General features: G+C 72.9%; 13 protein-coding genes and 1 pseudogene. 11 read left to right on the forward strand and 3 right to left on the reverse strand.

The window, feature by feature from the left end; all coding sequences use genetic code 11:
• Positions 1-78 precede the first annotated feature (78 nt).
• Positions 79-1,791 carry a BACON domain-containing protein gene (locus ABTZ58_RS13980; RefSeq protein ID WP_351354987.1) on the forward strand — a complete coding sequence of 571 codons (1,713 nt, stop codon included), beginning with the start codon at positions 79-81 and terminating at the stop codon, positions 1,789-1,791.
• Between the two features lie 11 nt (positions 1,792-1,802).
• On the opposite strand, the gene ABTZ58_RS13985 is transcribed toward ABTZ58_RS13980, so the two are convergent.
• Positions 1,803-2,603, reverse strand: a complete 801-nt coding sequence (locus ABTZ58_RS13985; protein ID WP_351354990.1) for a DUF3109 family protein — start codon at positions 2,601-2,603, stop codon at positions 1,803-1,805.
• Between the two features lie 71 nt (positions 2,604-2,674).
• Here ABTZ58_RS13985 and ABTZ58_RS13990 point away from each other — a divergent pair, with 71 nt between their 5' ends.
• From ABTZ58_RS13990 to ilvD, 4 genes are all read left to right on the forward strand, one after another.
• Positions 2,675-3,607, forward strand: coding sequence for a Ppx/GppA family phosphatase (locus ABTZ58_RS13990; protein ID WP_351354993.1), 933 nt, complete (start codon positions 2,675-2,677; stop codon positions 3,605-3,607).
• Between the two features lie 93 nt (positions 3,608-3,700).
• On the forward strand, positions 3,701-4,525 hold the full coding sequence (locus tag ABTZ58_RS13995) for a sugar phosphate isomerase/epimerase family protein (protein WP_094057012.1): 825 nt from the start codon (positions 3,701-3,703) through the stop codon (positions 4,523-4,525).
• Positions 4,522-5,148, forward strand: a complete 627-nt coding sequence (locus ABTZ58_RS14000; protein ID WP_351354996.1) for a TetR/AcrR family transcriptional regulator — start codon at positions 4,522-4,524, stop codon at positions 5,146-5,148. The genes ABTZ58_RS13995 and ABTZ58_RS14000 overlap by 4 nt, the downstream gene beginning before the upstream one ends.
• Positions 5,149-5,287: 139 nt before the next feature.
• Positions 5,288-7,141 (forward strand): dihydroxy-acid dehydratase, encoded by a 1,854-nt coding sequence (gene ilvD, locus ABTZ58_RS14005; RefSeq protein WP_351354999.1) that lies wholly within the window; start codon positions 5,288-5,290, stop codon positions 7,139-7,141.
• Positions 7,142-7,195: 54 nt separating this feature from the next.
• Here ilvD and ABTZ58_RS14010 read toward each other — a convergent pair whose 3' ends face one another.
• Positions 7,196-9,322, reverse strand: a complete 2,127-nt coding sequence (locus tag ABTZ58_RS14010) for a serine/threonine-protein kinase (RefSeq protein WP_351355002.1) — start codon at positions 9,320-9,322, stop codon at positions 7,196-7,198.
• Positions 9,323-9,503: 181 nt separating this feature from the next.
• Between ABTZ58_RS14010 and ABTZ58_RS14015 the strand changes: the two genes are divergently transcribed.
• The 6 genes and pseudogenes from ABTZ58_RS14015 to proC all read left to right on the forward strand — a co-directional run bounded on the left by ABTZ58_RS14015 (position 9,504) and on the right by proC (position 14,261).
• On the forward strand, positions 9,504-9,845 hold the full coding sequence (locus ABTZ58_RS14015; RefSeq protein ID WP_502996064.1) for an SH3 domain-containing protein: 342 nt from the start codon (positions 9,504-9,506) through the stop codon (positions 9,843-9,845).
• Between the two features lie 316 nt (positions 9,846-10,161).
• Positions 10,162-10,650, forward strand: coding sequence for an EamA/RhaT family transporter (locus tag ABTZ58_RS14020; RefSeq protein WP_351355005.1), 489 nt, complete (start codon positions 10,162-10,164; stop codon positions 10,648-10,650).
• A 154-nt stretch (positions 10,651-10,804) separates the two neighbouring features.
• Positions 10,805-11,266 (forward strand): annotated as a pseudogene (locus ABTZ58_RS14025) (class I SAM-dependent methyltransferase); the annotation flags it as partial.
• 495 nt (positions 11,267-11,761) lie between these two features.
• On the forward strand, positions 11,762-12,571 hold the full coding sequence (locus tag ABTZ58_RS14030; RefSeq protein WP_351355054.1) for an ABC transporter ATP-binding protein: 810 nt from the start codon (positions 11,762-11,764) through the stop codon (positions 12,569-12,571).
• Entirely contained in the window at positions 12,568-13,347 is a 780-nt protein-coding gene (locus ABTZ58_RS14035) for an ABC transporter permease (protein ID WP_351355008.1), read from the forward strand. The genes ABTZ58_RS14030 and ABTZ58_RS14035 overlap by 4 nt, the downstream gene beginning before the upstream one ends.
• A 101-nt stretch (positions 13,348-13,448) precedes the next feature.
• A complete protein-coding gene (gene proC / locus ABTZ58_RS14040) occupies positions 13,449-14,261 on the forward strand; it encodes a pyrroline-5-carboxylate reductase (RefSeq protein ID WP_351355011.1) in 813 nt (270 codons plus the stop codon).
• A 46-nt stretch (positions 14,262-14,307) separates the two neighbouring features.
• Here the strand turns inward: proC and trpS are convergent, their stop codons facing one another.
• Entirely contained in the window at positions 14,308-15,342 is a 1,035-nt protein-coding gene (gene trpS, locus ABTZ58_RS14045; RefSeq protein ID WP_351355014.1) for a tryptophan--tRNA ligase, read from the reverse strand.
• Between the last annotated feature and the right edge of the window lie 731 nt (positions 15,343-16,073).

Consider the following 16,073-nt stretch of genomic DNA (forward strand, 5'->3'; position numbering starts at 1 on the left):
AGGGATCGTTTCACCCGTACGGATTAAATGTGCTCAAGCCGTCGGAAGGCGCCCCTCCCGGCCGCCTACGGTCGCCGAATGATGAGCAGTTCTCCGGAGATCTCGACCCGCTCGACCCGTACGGCCGGCGCGCATCGGGCGCACCGGGAAGCGCGCGACCGAGGAGCGGCCCGCACACTGGCGCAGCGTCCGCCCGCGCGCTACGAGCCGTACCTGGACGGCCTGTTCACCTACTGCCTGTCCGTGCTGTGCGATCACGACGCCGCGACCGCCGCCCTGGGCGACGTCCTCGCCCTCGCCGAACGCCGCGGCCGGCACGTCCCCGACGCGCCCGCGGACCGCAGGGCCTGGCTCTACGCGCTGGCCCGCTGGGCGTGCCTGCGCAAGCTGGCCGAAGCCAAGCAGAAACGTCAGAGCAGCCACGCCGCGGGCCGCGCCGACCGGCAGCGCGCCGACCGGCCGGCCGCTCCGGCCCCCTCGGAGGAGGTCCGCGAGCTGCGCCGCCGCGAACTGGCCCTGCTCGCCTGGCCGGAGGCCGCCGGCACCACCCCGGAGCAGCGCGAGGCGCTCGAACTGGCCGTGCGCCACCACCTCGCCGCCCACGAGGTCGCCGCCGTCCTCGGCATGGACGTGGCCGCCGCCCGCGACCTGCTCGCCTCCGCCGCCTGCGAGGTGGAACGCACACGCGCGGCTCTCGCCGTCGTCGAGACCGGGGCGTGCCCGAGCGTCGCGCACCTCGTCGGGGACGACCGGCTGGTGCTCGGCACGGCCCTGCGCCGTGAGCTCGTCCGGCACGTCGACGACTGCCCGCGCTGCCGCCGCGCCGCCGAGCGCGCCACCCCCGGCCGCTGGCCCGGCACCAGCGTCACCCCCGCCGAACTGCCCGTCCTGCCGGCGCCCCGCGCGGCCCTGCACGTCGCCATGGCCCACCACCCGCGCGCGCGGAGCGCCGCGCCCCGCTTCGACCGGCGCGGCTTCCCGATCGACCCCAAGGACCACGCCGCCCGCCGCGACCGGCTCCGCGCGCGTGCCGTCACCACGACCGTCGTCGCCACCGTCGTCGCCGCCCCCGTGCTCGCCCTGTGGGCCGCCTACCGGGGCACGCCGACCGGCGAGGGCCACGACGGCCGCTCGGCCTCCGCACGCGAGGCCGACGACCCGTTCGCCCTGGACGGTGAGATGGCGGGCGGCGGCTACGAGAACACCGGCAACGCCGGCACCCGCCCCGGCCCCCGCTTCGGCAAGGACGGCAAGGCCGACGTCTCCGTCGAGGTCATCGGCGTCGCCGGCGCCGGCCGTGCGGCCACCCTGGAGGTCTCGGCCGACAACAGCGGCGACACCACCCTCGTCACCCTCACCGCCACCGGGCGGGCCCCGGTCCGCTGGTCGGCCACCACGGGAGCCGACTGGCTCTACCTCAGCCAGGCCTCGGGAACGCTCCGGCCCGGCGAGTCGTTGACGATCAGGGTGTACGTCGACCACCTGCGGGAGCCCGCCGGGCCCTGGCACGCGCAGGTGGCGGTCGCGCCCGCCGGGGCCGTCGTCCACATCGAGGGCTACGGCAGCGCGCCCAGCCCCTCCGGCCCCGGCCCGCGCCCCAGCAGCCCGGCCGAGCCGCCCTCCACCCGGCCCGACCCGACGCCCACGACCTCCGCCCCGGACCCGACGCCGACCACCCCGCCCCCGTCGCCGGACCCCACGCCCACCCCGACGGACCCGGAGCCCAGCGAGCCGGCGGGCTCGGCACCACCGCCCTCCGACGGCGGCCACCCGAGCCCGGCCATGTCGTAGGTCCCGGCCGCTCAGCCCACCGGGTCCGCCGGGTGCGGCGCCAGGAGCGGCAGCTGCGAGGCCAGCCGCTCCTCGCACAGCTCGACCAGCCGGTCGTAGCCGGCCTTGCCCATCAGCTCGATCAGCTCGGGCCGGTAGGAGACGTACACGGGATCGCCCGCGCCGTGCGCCGAGGTCGCCGAGGTGCACCACCAGTGCAGGTCGTGCCCGCCCGGCCCCCAGCCGCGGCGGTCGTACTCACCGATCGACACCTGCAGCACGCGCGTGTCGTCGGGCCGGTCGATCCACTCGTACGTCCGGCGCACCGGCAGCTGCCAGCACACGTCCGGCTTGGTCTCCAGCGGCTCGCGGCCCTCCTTCAGGGCCAGGATGTGCAGCGAGCAGCCCATGCCGCCCGGGAAGCCGGGCCGGTTCTGGAAGATGCAGGAGCCCTCGAAGGGCCGCGTCTGCCGCTCGCCGTCCTCGTCCTCGGAGACCCAGCCGTTGGCCGTGCCCTCGGCGTGGTGCTGCCAGATGTCCGGCGTGAGCCTGGCCACATGCCCGGCCACGCGCTGCTCGTCGTCCTCGTCGGAGAAGTGGGCACCCAACGTGCAGCACCCGTCGTCCGCGCGGCCGGCCTGGATGCCCTGGCAGCCGCTGCCGAAGATGCAGTTCCAGCGAGAGGTCAGCCATGTCAGATCGCAGCGGAACACCTGCTCGTCGTCCGCCGGATCGGGAAACTCCACCCACGCGCGAGCGAAGTCGAGCCCCTTCTCGTCGGGTACCGCGACGCCCGGTGATTTGTCGCGCTTGGCCTTTTTCGTCTTTGGCACGCCTCCAGGGTACGGGCCGCATCCCCGCACCGAGGACGGCGGACGGCCCTGCTGGCAGTAGCGTTCCGTACATGAGACTCGGTGTCCTCGACGTGGGTTCGAACACGGTGCATCTGCTCGTGGTGGACGCGCACCCCGGCGCGTGCCCGCTGCCCGCGCACTCGCACAAGGCGGAACTGCGCCTGGCCCAGCTCCTCGACGGCGACGGCGCGATCGGACCGGCCGGCGTCGACCGGCTGGTCTCGGTCGTCCACGGGGCGCTCCAGGCCGCCGAGGACAAGGGCGTCGAGGAGATGCTGCCGTTCGCCACCTCCGCCGTGCGGGAGGCCCGCAACGCCGACGAGGTCCTCGCCCGCGTGCGCGCCGAGACCGGCGTCGAGCTCCAGGTCCTCACCGGCGAGGAGGAGGCGCGCCTCACCTTCCTCGCGGCCCGCCGCTGGTTCGGCTGGTCGGCCGGGAAGCTGCTGGTCCTGGACATCGGCGGCGGCTCCCTTGAGATCGCCTACGGCATGGACGAGGAGCCCGACGCGGCCGCCTCCCTGCCGCTGGGCGCCGGCCGCCTCACCGCCGGGTGGCTGCCCGGCGACCCGCCCGCCGCCGACGACGTCCGGGCCCTGCGCCGCCACGTCCGCACCGAGATCGCCCGCACGGTCGGCGAGTTCAGCCGCCTCGGCGCCCCCGACCATGTCGTCGCCACGTCCAAGACCTTCAAGCAGCTGGCCCGCATAGCCGGCGCGGCCCGCTCCGCCGAGGGCCCGTACGTGCAGCGCGAGCTCAAGCGGGAGTCGGTGGAGAGCTGGGTTACGAAGCTGGCCGGCATGACCGAGCGGGAACGGGCCGCCCTCCCCGGCGTCTCGGAGGGCAGGGCGGGCCAGCTGCTGGCCGGTGCCCTGGTGGCCGAGGCCGCGATGGACCTGTTCGGCGTGGAGCGGGTGGAGATCTGCCCGTGGGCGCTCAGGGAGGGCGTGATCCTGCGCCGGCTCGACCACATGGAGCCGGCGTAGGGAACCCGGCGTGCGGGTTCACCACGTGGCAATCACCACAACGGCGAACAGGCACCCCACGACCTGCCCACTCCACCCCGTAACCTGTCCTGCATGGCAGAGCCAGCCGTGAAGATCCCGGACGCGAAGGTCGCCCTGTCGACGGCCTCGGTCTACCCGGAGTCGACGGCCACGGCCTTCGAGATCGCCGCACGCCTCGGCTACGACGGGGTCGAGGTCATGGTCTGGACCGACCCGGTCAGCCAGGACATCGAGGCCCTGCGCAGACTGAGCGACTACCACCGGATCCCGATCCTGGCCGTGCACGCCCCCTGCCTGCTCATCACGCAGCGCGTCTGGTCCACCGACCCGTGGACCAAGCTCCAGCGGGCCCGCGCGGCCGCCGAGAAGCTCGACGCGAGCACGGTCGTGGTCCACCCCCCGTTCCGCTGGCAGCGCCAGTACGCACGCGACTTCGTCGCCGGCATCTGGCGCATGGCGAACGAGACGGACGTACGGTTCGCCGTCGAGAACATGTACCCCTGGCGCTACCGCGACCGCGAGATGCTGGCCTACGCCCCCGACTGGGACGTCACCAAGGACGACTACCGCCACTTCACGATCGACCTCAGCCACACCGCGACGGCCCGCTCCGACGCCCTGGCCATGGTCGACCGCATGGGCGACCGCCTCGGCCACGTCCACCTCGCCGACGGCCGCGGCTCCGCCAAGGACGAGCACCTGGTGCCCGGCCGCGGCACCCAGCCCTGCGCCGAGGTGCTGGAGCGGCTCGCCCTGACCGGCTTCGACGGCCATGTCGTCATCGAGGTCAACACCCGCCGCGCCATGTCGAGCGCGGAGCGCGAGGCCGACCTGGCCGAGGCGCTGGCCTTCACCCGGCTCCACCTGGCCTCGGCGGCGAAGGTGCCGCGCCGGTGACCGACCGGCCCCCGGCCGGCACCGGCCCCGCCGCCCGCCGCCGCGGCCGCCCCCCGCGCACGGAGTCCGCCGACACCCGCGACCGCATCCTCGCCGCCGCCCGCGACGAGTTCTCCGAGCGGGGCTACGAGAAGACGTCCGTCCGCGGCATCGCCAAGACCGCCGGGGTCGACTCGGCCCTCGTGCACCACTACTTCGGCACCAAGGAACAGGTCTTCGAGGCGGCGATCACCCAGTCGTTCGGACCCGCGCTGCAGGCCCCTAAGGCCATCGAGGAGGGCCCGCTCGACGGGGTGGGGGAGCGGCTGGCCCGGTTCTTCTTCGGGGTCTGGGAGAACCCGGCGACCCGCGCGCCCCTGCTCGCCGTCGTCCGCTCCGCCCTCACCAACGACACCGGGGCCGCCGTCTTCCGCCGGATCGTCGCCACCCAGGTCCTGCGCCGCATCGCGGTACGCCTGGACCTGCCCGACGCGGAACTGCGCGCCGAGCTGGCCGCCGCCCAGCTCGTGGGCACGGCCATCCTGCGCTACGTGATCCGGGTCGAGCCGCTGGCCTCGGCGGACCCGGAGCAGATCATCGCCCGGCTGGCCCCCGTCGTGCAGGGACATCTGACCGGTCCGTAACCCTCACGGGGGGCCGCCGACGAGACGGGCATCCCGCATTCCGGACACTCCGTCCCGCCCTCTGGATGACCGGCGTACGCTCGACAGCAGTCAGAAATCTCCGAATCCTCTGACGCAGTCTCTGAAGGAGCGAGCGACGATGCCCGAGCTGAGGTCCCGCACAGTCACCCACGGCCGCAACATGGCGGGCGCCCGCGCCCTGATGCGCGCCTCCGGTGTACCGGGTGCGGACATCGGCCGCAAGCCGATCATCGCGGTCGCCAACAGCTTCACGGAGTTCGTCCCCGGCCACACGCACCTGGCGCCGGTCGGCCGGATCGTCAGCGAGGCGGTCATCGAAGCCGGCGGTATCCCGCGCGAGTTCAACACCATCGCCGTGGACGACGGCATCGCCATGGGCCACGGCGGCATGCTCTACTCGCTGCCCTCCCGCGACCTGATCGCGGACAGCGTGGAGTACATGGTCGAGGCCCACTGCGCCGACGCCCTGATCTGCATCTCCAACTGCGACAAGATCACCCCGGGCATGCTCAACGCGGCCCTGCGGCTGAACATCCCCACGGTGTTCGTCTCCGGCGGCCCGATGGAGTCCGGCCGCGCCACCCTCGTCGACGGCACGGTCCGCACGCTCGACCTGGTCGACGCGATCTCCGACGCCGTGAACGACAAGATCTCGGACGAGGACATCCTCCGCATCGAGGAGAACGCCTGTCCGACCTGCGGCTCCTGTTCCGGCATGTTCACCGCCAACTCGATGAACTGCCTGACGGAGGCCATCGGCCTGTCCCTGCCGGGCAACGGCTCGGTCCTCGCCACGCACACGGCCCGCAAACAGCTCTACGTCAACGCGGCCAGGACCGTCATGGACATCACCCGCCGCTACTACGAGCAGGACGACGAGTCGGTCCTGCCCCGCAACGTGGCCACCTTCGCGGCCTTCGAGAACGCCATGGCCCTCGACATCGCCATGGGCGGCTCCACCAACACGATCCTGCACCTGCTGGCCGCCGCCCAGGAGGCGGGCGTCCCCTTCGGCCTGGAGGAGATCAACGAGGTCTCCCGCCGCGTGCCGTGCCTGGCCAAGGTCGCCCCGAACGTGGCCAAGGACCGCACGTACTACATGGAGGACGTGCACCGCGCCGGCGGCATCCCCGCCCTGCTGGGCGAGCTGCACCGCGCCGGCCTGCTCAACGAGGACGTGCACTCCGTCCACAGCCCCTCCCTCGCCGACTGGCTGAAGACCTGGGACGTGCGCGGCGGCTCCCCGTCCGCCGAGGCCGTCGAGCTGTGGCACGCGGCCCCCGGCTGCGTCCGCTCCGCCGAGGCCTTCTCCCAGTCCGAGCGCTGGGAGACCCTGGACGAGGACGCCGAGGGCGGCTGCATCCGCTCCGCCGAGCACGCCTACTCCAAGGACGGCGGCCTCGCGGTGCTCAAGGGCAACCTGGCCGTGGACGGCTGCGTCGTGAAGACGGCCGGCGTCGACGAGTCCATCTGGACCTTCGAGGGCCCGGCGGTCGTCTGCGAGTCGCAGGAGGAGGCCGTCCAGAAGATCCTCACCCAGCAGGTCAAGGACGGCGACGTGGTCGTCATCCGCTACGAGGGCCCCAAGGGCGGCCCCGGCATGCAGGAGATGCTCTACCCGACCTCGTACCTCAAGGGCCGCGGCCTGGGGAAGACCTGCGCGCTGGTCACCGACGGCCGCTTCTCCGGCGGCACCTCGGGCCTGTCCATCGGCCACGCCTCCCCGGAGGCGGCGGCGGGCGGCACCATCGCCCTCGTCGAGGACGGCGACCGCATCCGCATCGACATCCCCAACCGCTCGATCGACCTGCTGGTCGACGACGCCGAGCTGGCCCGCCGCGAACAGGCCCTGAACGGCCGGTACGCCCCGAAGAACCGCGACCGCAAGGTCTCGGCCGCCCTGCGCGCCTACGCGGCGATGGCGACCAGCGCGGACAAGGGCGCCGTCCGGGACGTGTCGAAGCTGGGCTGAGCCCCACCGCGAGGGCCGCTCCCCGTCACCGGGGGCGGCCCTCGCGCCTGCGCCCTACCAGTCGACCGGGTCGCGCCCGCTCACGGCGAAGACCGTCCCGTCCGGGGCGCTGCCGTAGACCCGGTCGCCCACGACCACCGGCTCGGGAAGGGCGGCCGGAACCCGGTCCGACCGCGCCCCCAGCCGGGGCGGCGTCTGCCCGAGGAGCTTCCCGCGCCGCGCGTCGACGCCGAGCAGCCGCCCGTCGGGCGCGGTGACGTACACATGCCGGCCGTCGGCGACCGGCCTCGATCCCCGCACGACACCCGTCTGCAGACTCCACAGCTGCTCGCGCGCCGCCAGGTCGACGGCGACCAGCGCCCCGCCCGCCGCCATGAGGTGCACGACGTTGCCGCGCACACTGCCCGCAACCTGTTGCAACGGCACCCGCAGCGGCACCCGCACGCTCTTACGGCTGTGGGGGTCGTACCGCACCACGGCCCGCGCCTCCCGCGTGACCGCGTCGACCGCGACGAAGACGACCGCCCCGTCGACCGTCCCGACAGGTTCGAGACTGCCGTCGAGTCGCGCCTCCCACCGCACGCCGCCCGACCGCGGATCCACCGCCGTGACCCGGGTGCCGGTCCCGTCACCGGACACACTCGCCGCGTAGGCGAGCCGATCACCGGCGAAAGAGACGAAGTACGGCACCTCCTGGCCCGCGACGCGGTGACTCCACCGCACGTCACCGGTGGCCCCGTCCACCCCGCTGACCGTGCCGTCGGACGCCGTGAGCAGCACCATGCCGCCCACGGCCCGCAGCCCTCCATGGGCGGGCAGCTCCGTACGCCTGGCCACGTCACCCGACGCGATCCCGAGCACGGTCAGCCCGCGTCCCTGCCCGAGCCCGCCGAGCACCATCCGGCCCGACACGGCGGGCGGACCGGCCGGCGGCCCACTGGCGGCGGCCCCCTCCAGCGCGTGCCGCCACCGCAGCCGCCCGTCCGCGGGATCGAGGGCGAAGACCACTCCGTCCCGGGCGCAGAGCAGCGCGCCCACCGCGTAGGAGCACTGCGGCACGCCGTCCCGGCCCAGCGGCTCGGCCACCCACCCGGCGAAGGCGGCGGCCGTCGTGCGCGGCGAAGCGACCTCCGGCGCCGGACCGACACCGCCGGCCAGGGACACCGACGCCAGCACCCCGGCCACGACCAGCCCGAGAACCCCGGCGACCACGGCCCCCCGCCTGCCGAGCCGCCGCCGGGCCGGTTCCTCCTCACCGGAGACCTCCGCCTCGGACACCTCATGCCCGGCCCGCTCCGCCTCCTCTTCCTCCTCCGCGGGCCGGCGCGGTATGAAGCTCTGGGTGTCGTACGAGGCCGCCACCGAGCGCAGTTCCCGCATCAAGGCGTCGGGCGAGGGCCGGTCCTCGGGCTCCTTGGCCAGACACCGCAGCACGAGCGGCGCCAGCTCTTCGGGTACGCCGGTGAGCTCGGGCTCGTCGTGCACCACCTGGTAGGCGACGACGTACGGGCTGTCGGAGTCGAACGGCCCCCGTCCGGTCGCCGCGTGCACCATGACGGACCCGAGGGCGAACACGTCGGCGGCGGGCCCGACTTCCCTCGGCCGCCGGAACTGTTCGGGCGCCATGAAGGGCGGCGTACCGATGAGCTTGCCGGTCTCGGTCCGCAACTCGCTGTCGGCGGGGCGCGAGATGCCGAAGTCGATGACCTTCGGCCCGTCCTCGGCGAGCAGCACGTTGCTCGGCTTCAGATCCCGGTGCACGACGCCGACCCGGTGGATGTCCCGCAGGGCCTCCGCGAGCCCGGCCATCAGCCGGCGCAACTGGGCGGGCGCCAGCGGCCCGTTCCGCTTCACCTCCTGGGCGAGCGTCGGACCCGGGATGTACAACGTGGCCATCCAGGGCCGTCCGGCCTCGGGATCAGCGTCGACGACCGGCGCGGTGAAGGCTCCGCTGACCCGCCGGGCCGCCGCCACCTCCTGCCGGAAACGCCCTCTGAACTCCGGGTCCTTGGCGAACTCCGCGTGCACGACCTTTACGGCGAGCTTCATTCCCGAGGTGCTGCGGGCCAGATGCACCACGCCCATGCCACCCGAGCCCAGGCAGGACTCCAGACGGTAGTGACCGGCATATTCAGGAAGTTCCGCTTCCGGGCCCGCTCCGGCGCTTCGCTGTGACGCCATGGGACCACCCCCGTGCTGTTCGTCCGCCCGCGCGACGCACGGAGCCTAGTCGATGACCCGTACGGGACAGAGGCGGCTTGCCAGCCTCCAACGCCGAATCGCGCACAGATGTTTGAGGGCGTGAGCCAGGGGAATCAACGGGACCCCATGGCAGCCATGGGGTCAACGGGGGAGGTACACCATGTCAGTCGAGCCTGCCGAGATCGAGCGCACCGAGCAGCCCGAGGAGGCGACCGGCGCCGCCATGCCGCAGGTCATCACACTGGCCGCGGCGGTCACGACGTATCCGACCGCACCGGGCGTCAGCCTCAACGTCCGCAGCGGCCCCGGCACCGGCTACCCGATCGTCAAGGTCCTGCCGGAGGGGTCCCGGGTCGCCATCAACTGCCAGGCACCCGGCACGTGGGTGACGGGCCCGTACGGCACGACGAACATCTGGGACAACATCGCCAGCGGCCAGTACGTCTCGGACGCCTATGTGAACACGGGCAGCGACGGCTACATCCGTCCCCGCTGCTCCTGATCCGCACAGCCGGTGTGGCCCGCCCCCACTGCGGGCCACACCGCCGCCGCACCACGTGGGACGCATGGGCGGAAGCACGACGCGCCCGCACCCGCCGGACGACGGAAGGGGCCGTGTCGGGGGGTGTCCGCCCGCAGCGGTTGGCGCGTCAACGGGGAGTGAGTCGGCACGCACGTCGATCGCGCCGTTCCGAGGACGGACACCCCCCGGCGCGGCCCCGCCCCACCACCCCACCGTCAGGCGAAGACGCGCACCCCCACCCCGCCGCACAGGCCGCCGCAGGCACCCGCGCACACCGGAAAGCCATAATCGAGCCGTGAGCACAGAGACCGGCACCCCCACCCACGACGGGCCCCGGCCCGAACCCCTCCGCTTCTTCGGCACGACCTGGCTGAACCACGACGGCGGTTACACCGCCCGCCGCGTCGCCGTGGCCCTCGGCTCCCTCGCCGCCGCTGTCGCCTCCTGTGTCGTTCTCCGCCTCGCCTACCAGGGCCTGCAGATCGCCGCGATCGGCGGCTTCGTCTCGCTCCTCATGATCGTCATGTTCGCGGTCTGCAGCGCGATGGCCTTCCGTCACACCTGGGACGGCTTCACGCGCCGCCCCGACCCGGACCGCCAGGCCTCCCTGCGGGGCCTGCTCTCCATCGGCTTCGTCGGCTCCCTCCTCGCCTACTTCCTCCGCTCCCTCAGCGAGGCCCCCGGCGAGAGGCTCCACCGCGCCGAGTACGAGTCGGCCCGCAAGCAACACGAGAAGCGCACGACCCGCCGCACGGGCAACCCGTCGAGGAAACGCCGCGCCTGAGGGCCGCCCGGTCGCGGCCGGAGTAAGAGCGAAGCGCCCAGCAGCACCCCGAGGGGGACGCGGGGAACCGTGCGCCGGGCCACGACACAGCCGCGGGCTCGACCGTCGCCCTCACATCGAAAACTCACCGTCACGGCTCCCGCCCCCGACCACCATGGCGGTACGACCCAGCCTGCCCAGGACCCCACCGGAGCCACGCCCCCCGACCCACCGCCACCCCACAGCCCCCGGCCCCACAATTCGCCCCCGCTCCGCGAGAACCCACTCCGCGAGAGCCCGCTCCGCGAGAACCCACTCCTTCAACGCCGCCGCAGCCCAGTACGCGGCCAACCGCCCCACCCACCCCGCGCCCCTCTTCGACGCGCTGGAAGCCCCGGCCGGCCGCCCCCTCGCCGGCTCCCGCGTCGCGGATGTCGGCGCCGGCACCGGCATAGCCACCGCCCTGCTCCACGCCCGCGGCGCCGACGTCGTCGCCGTGGAACCCGGCGACGGCATGGCGGCCCAGTTCCGCCGCACCCACCCCGGCATCCCCCTCGTCCGCGGCACCGGCGACGACCTCCCCCTGGCCACCGCCTCCCTCGACTTCGTCACCTACGCCCAGGCCTGGCACTGGACCGACCCCGCCCGCTCCGCCCCCGAGGCCCTCCGCGTCCTGCGCCCCGGCGGCGCCCTGGCCCTGTGGTGGAACACCGAGGCCCTCGACGTCCCCTGGATCGCCGCGGCCGCCGAACGCACCGCCCGCGACTTCGGCATCGACGTCTCCGCCGAGAAGCGCAACGTCAACGCCCGCGCCGCCGACCCCACCGGCCTCCTCGACTTCGCCCGCCGCACGGTCCGCTGGAGCCGCCGCGTCCCGGTCGACACCCACCTGGCCAACATCGGCAGCCACTCGCTCTTCCTGGTGCACGGCGAGGAACACACCGCGTCCTTCCTCGCCGCGGAACGCGAGCACCTGCTCAGGGCCTTCCCGGACGGCCACGTGGAAGAGGTCTACGAGGTGATCCTCCTGCTCGCCCAGAACCCCTTCCACCTGACGCCCCGGCCCGAGGCTCCCGGGCCTGACGCCCCGGCCTTGACGCACCCCACCCCCGGGAGCATTATTCATCGCGTGATGAATAATGCTCCCGGTCCGCCGCCCCGCCCCGTCACCGACGAGGACCCCGCGGCCGTCCACGCCCGGCACCTCACCGTCACCCGCGGCCCCCGCACCGTCCTCCGCGACCTGGCCTTCACCGTCCCCCGAGGCCGGATCACCGGCCTGCTCGGACCTTCGGGCTGCGGCAAGTCCACCCTCATGCGCGCGATCGCCGGCACCCAGGCCAAGGTCACCGGCACCCTCGACGTCCTCGGCCACCCCGCCGGCCACCCCACCCTGCGCACCCGCATCGGCTACGTCACCCAGGCCCCCTCCGTCTACGACGACCTGACCGTCCGGCAGAACCTCGACTACTTCGCCGCGATCCTCGACCCCGGCCGCCCCGCAGCCGACCGCCGCCACGAGCACGTCACCCGGGCCATCACCGACGTCGACCTCACCACCCACGCCGACACCCTGGCAGGCAACCTCTCCGGCGGCCAGCGCAGCCGCGTCTCCCTGGCCGTCGCCCTCCTCGGCACCCCCGAACTCCTGGTCCTCGACGAACCCACCGTCGGCCTCGACCCGGTCCTGCGCCGCGACCTGTGGGCCCTTTTCCACGACATCGCGGCGAGCCGCGGCGCGACGCTCCTGGTCTCCTCCCACGTCATGGACGAGGCCGAGCGCTGCCACCGCCTCCTCCTCATGCGCGAGGGGGAGGTCCTGGCCGACGACACCCCCGACGCCCTGCGCACCCGCACCGGCGCCGAATCCGTCGAAGAGGTCTTCCTCCACCTGGTCGACGAGGCCAAGGCCGCAACCCGCACCAAGGAGACGACCCGATGACCACCACGCTCGCCCCCACCCCCACCCGGCCACGGGCCCTGAGCGCGTCCCGCACCACCGCCACCGCCGCCCGGGTCCTCCGCCAGCTCACCCACGACCCCCGCACCATCGCGCTGCTGATCCTCATCCCCTGCGTGATGCTGCTCCTGCTCCGCTACGTCTTCGACGGCAGCCCGCGCACCTTCGACAGCATCGGCGCGTCCCTCCTCGGGATCTTCCCGCTGATCACGATGTTCCTGGTGACCTCCATAGCCACCCTGCGCGAACGCACCTCGGGCACCCTCGAACGCCTTCTCGCCCTGCCCCTCGGGAAAGACGACCTCATCGCCGGCTACGCCCTCGCCTTCGGCGCCCTCGCGATCATCCAGTCCGCCCTGGCCACCGGCCTCGCGCTCTGGCTCCTCGGCCTCGACGTCACCGGCAGCCCTTGGCTCCTGCTGCTGGTGGCCCTCCTCGACGCCCTCCTCGGCACGGCCCTCGGCCTGTTCGTCTCGGCCTTCGCGGCCTCGGAGTTCCAGGCGGTCCAGTTCATGCCGGCGGTGATCTTCCCCCAGCTCCTCCTGTGCGGCCTGTTCACCCCGCGCGACGACATGCACCCGGCCCTGGAGACCCTCTCCGACGTCCTGCCCATGTCCTACGCCGTCGACGGCATGAACGAGGTCCTCCACCACACCGACATGACGGCCACCTTCGTCCGCGACGTCCTGATCGTCGCGGGCTGCGCCCTGCTGGTCCTGGCCCTGGGCGCGGCGACCCTCAGGCGCCGGACGGCGTAGCCCCCGGCCCGCATCCCGCCCAGCGGACATCCGAGCCGCCCCCCACCCCCCGGTGCGAGGATGGACCCCGGACGACGCACCCTTCGGAGGCACCCCGCGCCATGACCCAGAAAGTCGCAGTCCTCGGCACCGGCAAGATCGGCGAAGCCCTGCTCAGCGGAATGATCCGCGCCGGCTGGACCCCGGCCGACCTCCTGGTCACCGCCCGCCGCCGGGAACGGGCGGAGGAACTCCGCACCCGCTACGGCGTCACCCCGGTCACCAACGCCGAGGCCGCCAAGACCGCCGACACCCTCATCCTCACGGTCAAGCCGCAGGACATGGGCACCCTCCTCGACGAACTCGCCCCCCACGTCCCCGCCGACCGCCTGGTCATCAGCGGCGCCGCCGGCATCCCCACGGCCTACTTCGAGGAACGCCTCGCCCCCGGCACCCCGGTCGTCCGCGTCATGACGAACACCCCCGCCCTGGTCGACGAGGCCATGTCCGTCATCTCCGCCGGCACCCACGCCACCGCCGACCACCTCGCGCACACCGAGGAGATCTTCGGCGCCGTCGGCAAGACGCTCCGCGTCCCCGAGTCCCAGCAGGACGCCTGCACCGCCCTGTCCGGCTCCGGCCCGGCCTACTTCTTCTACCTGGTCGAGGCCATGACCGACGCCGGCATCCTCCTCGGCCTGCCCCGCGACAAGGCCCACGACCTCATCGTCCAGTCGGCCATCGGCGCCGCGACGATGCTCCGCGACAGCGGCGAACACCCGGTCAAGCTCCGCGAGAACGTCACCTCCCCCGCCGGCACGACGATCAACGCCATCCGCGAACTGGAGAACCACGGCGTACGGGCCGCCCTCATCGCCGCCCTCGAAGCCGCCCGCGACCGCAGCCGCGCCCTGGCCACCGGCAACAACAGCTGACCACCGCCAGGGGGCGGCCCGCACAGCCGCCCCCACCCCGGTCACCTCACCCGGCCACCCCGGCCCGGACACCGGCCGCCTCGGCCACCGCCGGCAGCAACCCGATCGCCCGGTACGCGGCATCCACCGTCGGCCGGGCCATCCCCCGGGCCCGCTCCGCCCCCTCCCGCAGCACGGCCTCCACATACGCCGGGTCCGCACACAACTCCCTGTGCCTCTCCTGCACCGGCCGCAGCACCTCCACCACAGCCTCGGCGGTGTCCCGCTTCAGCTCCCCGTAGGACGTGTACGCACCACTCAGCTGCCCGGGCTCCCCACCGGCGCAGGCCGCGAGGATCTCCAGCAGATTGGCGAGCCCCGGCCGGGCCTCCCGGTCGTACACGACCTCCCGCCCGCTGTCGGTCACCGCCCGCATGACCTTCCTCCGCACCACGTCCGGCTCGTCCAGCAGATAGACGATCCCCGGCCCGACGTCGTCGCTCTTGCCCATCTTCGACATCGGCTCCTGCAGGTTCATCACCCGCGCCGCGACCCCGGGCCGCGTGGCCCGCGGCACCACGAACGTGTGCCCGTACCGCTGGTTGAACCGCACGGCCAGATCCCGCGCCAGCTCCACGTGCTGCCGCTGATCGTCCCCCACCGGCACCTCATCGGCCCCGTACGCCAGGATGTCCGCCGCCATCAGCACGGGATACGTCAGCAACGACAGCCGCACACTCCCACCCCGCCGCCGCTCCCGCGCGGCCTTCTCCTTGTACTGGATCATCCGCCGCATCTCCCCGTCGGTGGCCACGCACTCCAGCACGTACGACAACCGCGCGTGCTCGTCCACGTGACTCTGCACGAAGACCGTGCACCGTTCGGGATCCAGCCCGGACGCCAGCAACAGCGTGGCCGCCTGCCGGCTGAGCCGCCGCACCCGCGCGGGATCGTGGTCCACGGTCAGAGCGTGCAGATCCACGACGCAGAACAGCGCGTCGGCCGCGTACTGATCGACCTGGACCCACCGCCTCATGGCCCCCAGGTAGTTCCCCAGCGTCAGATGCCCGGTCGGCTTGACCCCGCTGAAGACCCGTGTCATCTCTTCTCCACCTCCTGGTCGTGACCACCGCCCCGGGCGGCCGCCCCTCGGTGATCCAGGAGGGAGAAACACGAACGGCCGCCGAAGCGGCGGCCGTTGAGTGCATACGTGAGGACGGCCGCCGTCAGGCGGCCCACCAGAACTGGCTGCACGTACGCGTCGTCATGCCGTCCACCGTACGCCCCCGAAGCCCTCTCCACCCGAGAGTTGACACGCCTGGACCCGCTCCGTATGGTTCTCCGAGTTGCCCGACGTGAGCGCCGACTCCGGTCGGTCCCCGGGCAGCGAATCCGCAGGCACCAACCACTACTCGACGCAGTAGCTCTGTCGTCGTTTCATTGGCGTGCGTATTCGCGGAATGAGGAATCCCTGTTCGAAAGGACGCGGCCCCCGATTGGCTCGGGAGCCAGGGAATCCGCTAAAGTCTCACTCGTCGGAACGGCCCAACAGCCGCGAAGACGAATCCCGCTGACTGGGAATCAGGCCCGAAAGGATCTGATAGAGTCGGAACCGCCGGAAAGGGAAACGCGGAAGCGGAAACCTGGAAAGCACCGAGGAAATCGGGTCGAGAAAAGATCTGATAGAGTCGGAAACGCAAGACCGAAGGGAAGCGCCCGGAGGAAAGCCCGAGAGGGTGAGTACAAAGGAAGCGACCGTTCCTTGAGAACTCAACAGCGTGCCAAAAGTCAACGCCAGATATGTTGATACCCCGTCCATCGGTTCTCCGATGG

Origin of the sequence: Streptomyces sp. NPDC094143 (genome assembly GCF_040303825.1) — a bacterium.
Lineage (GTDB): Bacteria > Actinomycetota > Actinomycetes > Streptomycetales > Streptomycetaceae > Streptomyces.

Coding starts and splice junctions, on each gene's coding strand:
- proC (WP_351355011.1), top strand. CDS start 13,449: ATGACCCAGAAAGTCGCAGTCCTCGGCACCGGCAAGATCGGCGAAGCC.
- ABTZ58_RS13990 (WP_351354993.1), top strand. CDS start 2,675: ATGAGACTCGGTGTCCTCGACGTGGGTTCGAACACGGTGCATCTGCTC.
- ABTZ58_RS13980 (WP_351354987.1), top strand. CDS start 79: ATGATGAGCAGTTCTCCGGAGATCTCGACCCGCTCGACCCGTACGGCC.
- trpS (WP_351355014.1), bottom strand. CDS start 15,342: ATGACACGGGTCTTCAGCGGGGTCAAGCCGACCGGGCATCTGACGCTG.
- ABTZ58_RS14015 (WP_502996064.1), top strand. CDS start 9,504: ATGTCAGTCGAGCCTGCCGAGATCGAGCGCACCGAGCAGCCCGAGGAG.
- ABTZ58_RS14010 (WP_351355002.1), bottom strand. CDS start 9,322: ATGGCGTCACAGCGAAGCGCCGGAGCGGGCCCGGAAGCGGAACTTCCT.
- ABTZ58_RS14030 (WP_351355054.1), top strand. CDS start 11,762: ATGAATAATGCTCCCGGTCCGCCGCCCCGCCCCGTCACCGACGAGGAC.
- ABTZ58_RS13995 (WP_094057012.1), top strand. CDS start 3,701: ATGGCAGAGCCAGCCGTGAAGATCCCGGACGCGAAGGTCGCCCTGTCG.
- ABTZ58_RS14035 (WP_351355008.1), top strand. CDS start 12,568: ATGACCACCACGCTCGCCCCCACCCCCACCCGGCCACGGGCCCTGAGC.
- ilvD (WP_351354999.1), top strand. CDS start 5,288: ATGCCCGAGCTGAGGTCCCGCACAGTCACCCACGGCCGCAACATGGCG.